This window comes from Leptodesmis sp. (genome assembly GCF_052746595.1).
This window is the reverse complement of the sequence record NZ_JBRAGO010000156.1, coordinates 1-6964: the sequence shown is the minus strand read 5'-3', so window position 1 is coordinate 6964 and position 6964 is coordinate 1. Positions and strand designations below refer to the sequence as shown.

Sequence of the window (6964 nt, the reverse complement as noted above, 5' to 3'; positions counted from 1 at the left end):
GTTCAGAAGATATTTGGTTTTGTACAGTCTCAGATACTTATACATTCAATGTTGAGTCAGTAAAGCTTAAGCGAAAAGTTATTGCTCCCTACACTGTAAATGGTGCACCTAAAGACTGGGATATAACGGATAACGGAAATTATCGTCTTACTCACCCTTCTAATTTGTGGACAGATCTAACTGTTCCCTTCTGGTCAATGCCAGAAAATACAGATCATCCGACTCAGAAACCAGAGAAGTTAGTTGCAAAAGTTATTCTTGCTAGTTCTAATCCAGGAGATGTCGTATTTGATCCTTTCTTGGGTTCAGGAACTACTTCTGTAGTTGCCAAAAAGTTAGGAAGGCAGTACTTCGGGGTAGAGCTAGATGAGATGTATGCATGTTTAACTGAGAAACGCCTTGACCTTGCGGAGGTGGACGCTTCCATTCAAGGCTATTCAGAGGGAGTCTTTTGGGAACGGAATACCTTAAATGAACAAGTTCGTTCTGTGGAGAAGAAGAGTAGTTCTCGAAAGTCTCGAAATGCTGATGCACCGCGCCAACAAGACTTATTTCCCATAGCGGAGTAATTAACTTCAATGGAAAAAAGCCAGATCTTTTACAGTGAAAAGTTTGGTGAGGTTCAAGAATCAATTAGGGCTTTCCTGAATGCTCAAGAGGACTACTTATCAACATCGACGGCAAATAGCCCAAGAGCTGTAGGTGATGCTGTTCAGGAAGTACTGGGCAACAACTTACAACAGGTTTTAGGAGATGATGTCTGCAAGAACTATTCAGCCAACTTTGCTAGAAGGGCAATGGCAGATCTGGCTTTTGAGGATGATAACGGGTTCTACTACGTCATCGATGTAAAGACTCACAGGCTCAGCACGAAATTCAGTATGCCAAACCTTATCTCTGTAGAACGTTTAGCCCGATTCTATAGGGATGACAAGAATGTCTTTGCTATCCTGATGGTTGCCTATGAAGTACAAGGGACTCGCGTAGATGTCGAGAGAGTTACTTTTGTGCCGATCGAATTCTTGGGATGGAACTGCCTGACGATTGGGGCTTTGGGATGGGGACAGATCCAGATTGCCAACTCAAACCTAATTACGGTTAATCCCAGATATTCTCGAAAGCAGTGGATGCTAGAACTGTGTGACGCTTTAGCAGATTTTTATCCACGCGAGATCGGCAAGATTGAAGAGCGGATGACCTATTTCACTCAAGTTAGGCAATTTTGGTTTAGTCGGAGTGATTGATTTTAGGCATTGCTGAGAGTAGCGACAGCCAGCTAATACTGCGTTGGTGCGGACGGTACACAGGTTGTCGGTGGGTGTTCGAGGTTATCTACCGCCGCACAACTTCACCGTTAGCCCTCTCCGCACCCCAGCAAGATGATATCAGCTTCTTCCCTCGATTGGCACAGGAATGATATAAAAAAGAAACGATGGCGATGAAGCTCGCCGAAACCGCCTAGCGTTTGAGCATTATCACAACGTATTTGGCTGATGGCTCCTACTTTTCCGACTTGTAGCGGAAGGGTAGGGCTATGTCTGTATGGGCTGAAGCAAATCCGTCGCTACAAGTCACGTTGATCCACCGACTCAACTACAACGTGGCGATATGTTAGAGAGCATTATCTGGATTTTATTGATGGGCTTTTTCGTTGGGCAAATTGCTCGATGAATTCGAGTGCCTGCGCTGGTGGGTATGGTTTTGGTCGGAATTGTGCTTGAACCCTATATGGGCAATGCGATCGCACCAGAGGTTTTGGCAGCAGCAGATTCGCTACGAGTAATCGCCGTCATAGTGATTTTGATGAAGGCTGGGTTAGGGCTGGATCGGGAAAAGCTGGCTCAGCAAGGTACTGTAGCATTGCGATTAGGCTTTTTACCGGCGGCTGGTGAAGCAACCGCAATAGCGATCGCTTCGATGTGGCTGCTCCAGTTTGACTTTGCTACGGGGCTACTTCTGGGTTACATCATTAGCGCGGAATCTCCCGCCGTCATCGTGCCGGGTATGTTGCGCTTAAAAAGTCTGGGATGGGGGGTGAAAAAAGGGATTCCTGATGCCATCTTAACCGGAAGTGCGCTGTCCGATGTCTTGCTACTGCTAGTCTTTAGTTTGCTGTTGGCGTTTCTGTCTCAAAGTGCCGCAGCCGGAATAAGCTTGCCGGGAGGGTTAACGCTGAGTCCAGTGCAATTGCTGCCGTTTCAAATCATTTTGCAAATCGGGTTAGGGGTCTTGCTGGGATGGCTTGCGGCTCGTCTGCTAGTTTCACTATTGGCAAAGCCAAATTGGACGCAAAATGCGGTGCAGGATGCGTTGGTTGCCGCCAGTGTTGCCCTGTTGCTGGTAGTCCTAGCAGAAGATTTTCCCGTGTTCTCTGGTTATTTAGCCGTCATGGCAGCTGGCTTTTTCCTAATTGAGATGGATGCTCCATTAGCGCGACGACTACGCGGCGGCTTTGATAGTTTGTGGGTCATTGCTGAGATCATCCTCTTTGTGCTGTTAGGAGCCAGTATTCAGCTTAATGTGCTATGTAATACATTGCTGATTGGCTTAGTCGTATTAGCCATGGGCACGTTGATTGGGCGTTCTCTGGGCTGGTATCATCAACCTTGGGAAGTAACTGGACATGGAAAGAGCGGCTATTTTTGCTCCCTGGGAATTCCGCTAGGGCAACTGTGCAGGCAGCGATCGGTGCTATTCCTTTAGCCCAAGGCATAGAAGGGGGCGAAACTATTCTTGCTTTAGCAGCCCTCTCAATTCTGGTAACGGCACTCCTGGGAGCCTGGGCAATTCCTACCTTTGCACCCAAGCTGCTACAGCGGGGTAAGGTTGACCCGACGAAGGTTTCGGTGTTTCGCCGGATTGTCTTGCTAGCGGCGGTCGATACGTCTCCCCTGGCGACCCAGGTGCTGACCAAAGCAGCGGAGTTGGCTCGTCGTAGTGATGCCGAAGTGGTCGTGCTTCATGTCATTCGGATGGATGACCCTCAAGGGGTTGGGCGACTCCGCCATGAGGCAAAACGAATCCTGGCAGATATTCGGTATCGCGTTGTTACTGCCAGTGGTCTGGTGCCGGAAGAGATTGTTCGCACAGCTCAGGATTATGGCGTGGCGGAAATTGTGATCGGCAAACGCGGTCATCGTCCTCTTGAGGAAGTATTGGTGGACTCAGTGTCTTAAGCCGTGCTAGAAAGTAGTGCTATGCTCGTTCTGGTTGTGGAAGCCGAGTTAGCATCACCCCCGATTCGTTAGCAACCCATTTGCAAAAAACTAGAGTAATTCATCATGCTCAAACAGCCTGTAGTACGAACGGTGATGGCAATTTCATTAGGCGCGATCGCAGGTGCCCTATGCCGTTACTACCTGGGAATGGAGATCGGACATCTGCTGGGTACCGCCATGCCCTATGGCACTTTAGTTGTAAACATTACTGGATGCTTTTTCATGGGGCTTTTAGCCACGCTCTCATTGGGGCAGGTAATTAGCATTCATCCCGATCTGCGGTTATTGCTTTTGACCGGATTTTTAGGGTCATACACCACGTTTTCGAGTTATGAACTCGATAGCGCCAAACTTCTATCTCAAAGGGATTTACAAGCAGACTTAATTTACTGGACGGGAAGCGTGTTGTTGGGGAGCATCAGTTTGCAACTGGGTATTACTCTTGCAGAGTGGGTGCTCAAAAAACTTGATCGGGATTGGTCAAACTGATGGACAGTTTTCTACCGCTATGGATCGCATTAGGCGCAATTCCTGGAGCACTGAGCCGTTATTATCTGACCCTCACTTGTGCCCAAAGGTTTGACGAAGATTTTCCCTTTGGCACTTTATTGATTAATTTTTCTGGTGCTTTCGGCATAGGGTTCTTGGCAACGGTATTTCAAGAAATGAGTGCTGCTCAATGGCTAAACGGGTTAATCATAGTTGGTTTTTTGGGTGCTTACACCACCTTTTCAACCTATGTGCTAGATTTCTCAAACCTTTTGAAGCTGGGTAACATTAAACGGGCACTGCTCTATGGGTTGGGCAGCCCGATTGGGGGATTTTTAGCTGTTGAAATGGGGATTGCCCTAGCCCAGCACCTCTAGCTTTTGCAGGAGAACACATGAGCAATGCAGAACAGTTGACTATTTACGTAACTGAGGGCGATCGCGCCCAAGGCAAACTGCTATACCGTGCTCTGATGGAGGCGGCACGACAATCGAGTATCGCTGGTATGACCGTAGCTCGGGCGGCAGTGGGTTATGGTCAGCGCCATCGCTACATCAGCGTGGACTGGATGCCAGAATTGGCGATGCAAATGATTGTGGTGTTGACGGTGGTTGATCGACCGGAAGCGATCGCCCGGTATATTCCCCACATTCAAAACCTGGTGCAGGATGGGCTGGCCTTCACGGAGCGGGTGACTGTTGTACACCATACGCCAGTCGTTAATGACCAGCCCGATTTCTCGCTGCATTTAGCTGACCCTTTACCCGATTTAGAAGACACCATGACAGACTACGAACGATTAACCATTTACGTGGGTGAGTCAGACCAATGGCGAGATAAACCCGTGCATCTCGCCCTGGTAGAAGAAGCGCGTCGCCAGGGGTTGATTGGCGCAACGGTGCTACGGGGTATGACTGGATACGGCAAACATAACCAGGAGCGGATTAAGTTTCTCGGCATTATCGAGTTATCTTCAGATTTGCCGATGGTGGTGAGCTTGATTGATCGCACGGAAAAAATTGAGCAGTTTCTCCCCCTCGTTCAAGAGATGGTGGTGGGTGGCATTGTGGTGCGCGATCCGGTGCGAGTGGTTCACCATGCCCCTGTGAATCAGTCTAATTAGCCCAGTGGAAGAAGCGATGAGCGATAAAAAATCGGTGCTGTGGTTTGTCATTTTGGTGGGTGTCGTCAGCCTTTGTGCTGATGCCACCTATGAAGGAGCCCGCAGTATTACCGGAGCCTATCTTGGCAGCCTGGGCCGAGTGGCACCATTGTCGGTCTGGTCGCCGGATTTGGGGAGTTAATTGGGTATGGATTACGGATTACCATCGGGTTTTTGAGCGATCGCACCCGCCAATATTGGCGCATCACTACCCTGGGCTATGCCATCAACACTGCTGTCGTGCCTTTACTGGTACTTACGGGCACCTGGCAAGCGGCGGCGGGGCTGATGATTGCGGAGCGCACAGGTAAAGCCATTCGCACTCTACCCCGCGATGTTTTGCTGTCCCACGGGGCGATGCAGGTGGGTCGCGGCTTTGGCTTTGGGCTGCATGAAGCGATGGATCAAGTTGGGGCGGTAACGGGGCCGCTGATGGTTGCAACGATGCTGTCGTGGCAGTTGGGCTATCGAGGTGGCTTTGCCATCCTGGTCATCCCTGCCATCCTCGGATTGGTAGTACTTTTAGTCGTTCAGCGTATCTACCCAAACCCCAGAGACTTTGAACCTGTGACTGCTGACTTAGAGATAACCGGGCTACCCCGTTTGTTCTGGTTCTATTTAGGGGCGATCGCGCCTGGGATCGTGGTTCGTTGACGGTGATCTCTTGAGAGTGCTGGGCTATTCCCGAATTCTAAAATTATACGGAAACTTTCCGTATAACTCCTGGAAATCTGGATATTATCGAGAGAGCTTTGGTTAAATTGTGAAAAATCAGCATTTCAATAGAAACTTTCCGTATAACTCCCTGTAGTGGGGGTTTTATACGGAAACTTTCAGTATAATAAATTTTTAGACCTCTCGGGTATCGGTTATGGCAGATAGCTGAAGGCATTGGTAAGCATTTAGAGCTAAGTCAATGCCAGACGACAAGAATCAAGATTCTCGAACCCAAATTATGTTGGCTCTCAAATAGCAACTTAGGCTATTCGGCACAGTAGGCGTAGCTTTGATCATAAATTGGGATAAGCTCTTTCTCCTTGAACCTTCGGCATCTGTAACACCTTCACCAATAGTCAGGGAATCGACTGTATCACCCTTGCCATCGGTTTCATCACCCTCGCCATTAGTTTCTTCATCGCCTTCACCAGCGGTTGATAGACCAGCGCAATCAACCTGGCAATTTATCGGTAATGCTTCAACAGGAGAGAGCGTTTTTGTTGATAGCAGCAGTATCAAAAAGTCAGCCGATGTAATTGACTTTACTTATAGAATTGGAGGTGAGGTCTTGGTTGCACGGGCTGATTGCAGCGGCGATCGATGGTATGTCAATAAATATGACAGATGGTATTCTCCATCAAGTCAGGCAACCCAAGATATGCTGAGTTATGTTTGCAGGTGAACTTTATGAGTCGAATCCAACAATTTACAGCCATTATCGAGCGTGAAGGCGACGGATATGTCTCTTTATGCCCGCAATTAGACATTGCGAGTCAAGGCAATACGGTTGAGGAAGCCAGAAATAATCTGGTTGAAGCACTAGAGCTATTCTTTGAAGCTGCTGATCCGTCTGAAATTAGAAGTCGATTGCACAGTGAGGTATTTGTGACGAGTTTGGAGGTTATCGTTGGGTAGATCACGAGTTCTATCAGCCCAAGAAGTGTGTAAGATTCTCGAACAACACGGATTCGTCAAGGTGCGGCAACGTGGAAGCCATATCATCATGCAAAAGCGCAATGAGGATTCGACAATAACCGTTCCTGTACCAAATTATGCGGAGATACGTACTGGTACTTTACAATCAATTATTCGGCAAGCAGGGTTGCCTCGCTCTTTATTCGAGATCCCTTAACAGCGCGAGGTCTAACAACCGTGTTGCAGCGGACGTTATCAAGCTCTTGGTTGGGATACAGAAGTAATCCGTCGCCGCTGAACACGACCGTTAGCTAGCTCCGCAGCCAGAGCTTGCACTCGTTCTTCAGCGGGATCTGTCAGCCCGCAACCACCCAGAAGGTGGTCAGTGGAGGCCGTGGTTGGAGGGGGATCTGTGGTTGCGAAAGCACCCAGAAAATGGTTAGTGAGGGCCGTAGCGGGAGGC

Annotated in this window: 12 protein-coding genes and 1 riboswitch; of the genes, 11 read left to right on the top strand and 1 reads right to left on the bottom strand. The window is 48.7% G+C overall.

From position 1 onward, the window contains the following. The 11 genes from ACUVQO_RS21790 to ACUVQO_RS21740 form a co-directional block, all read left to right on the top strand. A partial coding sequence (locus ACUVQO_RS21790) for a DNA-methyltransferase (RefSeq protein ID WP_445927921.1) occupies positions 1-569 on the top strand: 569 nt, incomplete at its 5' end. A 9-nt stretch (positions 570-578) separates the two neighbouring features. Next, entirely contained in the window at positions 579-1244 is a 666-nt protein-coding gene (locus ACUVQO_RS21785; RefSeq protein ID WP_445927920.1) for a hypothetical protein, read from the top strand. 181 nt (positions 1245-1425) lie between these two features. Then, positions 1426-1510: riboswitch (Fluoride riboswitch) on the top strand. A gap of 179 nt (positions 1511-1689) precedes the next feature. Continuing rightward, complete coding sequence (locus ACUVQO_RS21780; RefSeq protein WP_445927919.1) at positions 1690-2703, top strand: hypothetical protein; 1014 nt, start codon at positions 1690-1692, stop codon at positions 2701-2703. Beyond that, positions 2673-3176, top strand: a complete 504-nt coding sequence (locus ACUVQO_RS21775; RefSeq protein WP_445927918.1) for a universal stress protein — start codon at positions 2673-2675, stop codon at positions 3174-3176. The genes ACUVQO_RS21780 and ACUVQO_RS21775 overlap by 31 nt, the downstream gene beginning before the upstream one ends. Before the next feature lie 105 nt (positions 3177-3281). After that, a complete protein-coding gene (gene crcB, locus ACUVQO_RS21770) occupies positions 3282-3707 on the top strand; it encodes a fluoride efflux transporter CrcB (protein WP_445927917.1) in 426 nt (141 codons plus the stop codon). Next, on the top strand, positions 3707-4084 hold the full coding sequence (gene crcB, locus ACUVQO_RS21765; protein WP_445927916.1) for a fluoride efflux transporter CrcB: 378 nt from the start codon (positions 3707-3709) through the stop codon (positions 4082-4084). The genes crcB (ACUVQO_RS21770) and crcB (ACUVQO_RS21765) overlap by 1 nt, the downstream gene beginning before the upstream one ends. A gap of 17 nt (positions 4085-4101) precedes the next feature. Next, positions 4102-4830, top strand: coding sequence for a DUF190 domain-containing protein (locus ACUVQO_RS21760; protein ID WP_445927915.1), 729 nt, complete (start codon positions 4102-4104; stop codon positions 4828-4830). 16 nt (positions 4831-4846) lie between these two features. Next, the gene (locus ACUVQO_RS21755) at positions 4847-5011 is read left to right on the top strand and encodes a hypothetical protein (protein ID WP_445927914.1); all 165 of its coding nucleotides are present in this window, start codon (positions 4847-4849) and stop codon (positions 5009-5011) included. Positions 5012-5043: 32 nt separating this feature from the next. Next, entirely contained in the window at positions 5044-5523 is a 480-nt protein-coding gene (locus tag ACUVQO_RS21750; protein WP_445927913.1) for a hypothetical protein, read from the top strand. 750 nt (positions 5524-6273) lie between these two features. Next, a complete protein-coding gene (locus ACUVQO_RS21745; protein ID WP_211619681.1) occupies positions 6274-6501 on the top strand; it encodes a type II toxin-antitoxin system HicB family antitoxin in 228 nt (75 codons plus the stop codon). 25 nt (positions 6502-6526) lie between these two features. After that, positions 6527-6718 carry a type II toxin-antitoxin system HicA family toxin gene (locus ACUVQO_RS21740; RefSeq protein ID WP_445927922.1) on the top strand — a complete coding sequence of 64 codons (192 nt, stop codon included), beginning with the start codon at positions 6527-6529 and terminating at the stop codon, positions 6716-6718. A 38-nt stretch (positions 6719-6756) separates the two neighbouring features. Here ACUVQO_RS21740 and ACUVQO_RS21735 read toward each other — a convergent pair. After that, positions 6757-6964 (bottom strand): hypothetical protein (locus ACUVQO_RS21735; RefSeq protein ID WP_445927912.1); only part of this gene is annotated, 208 nt, incomplete at its 5' end.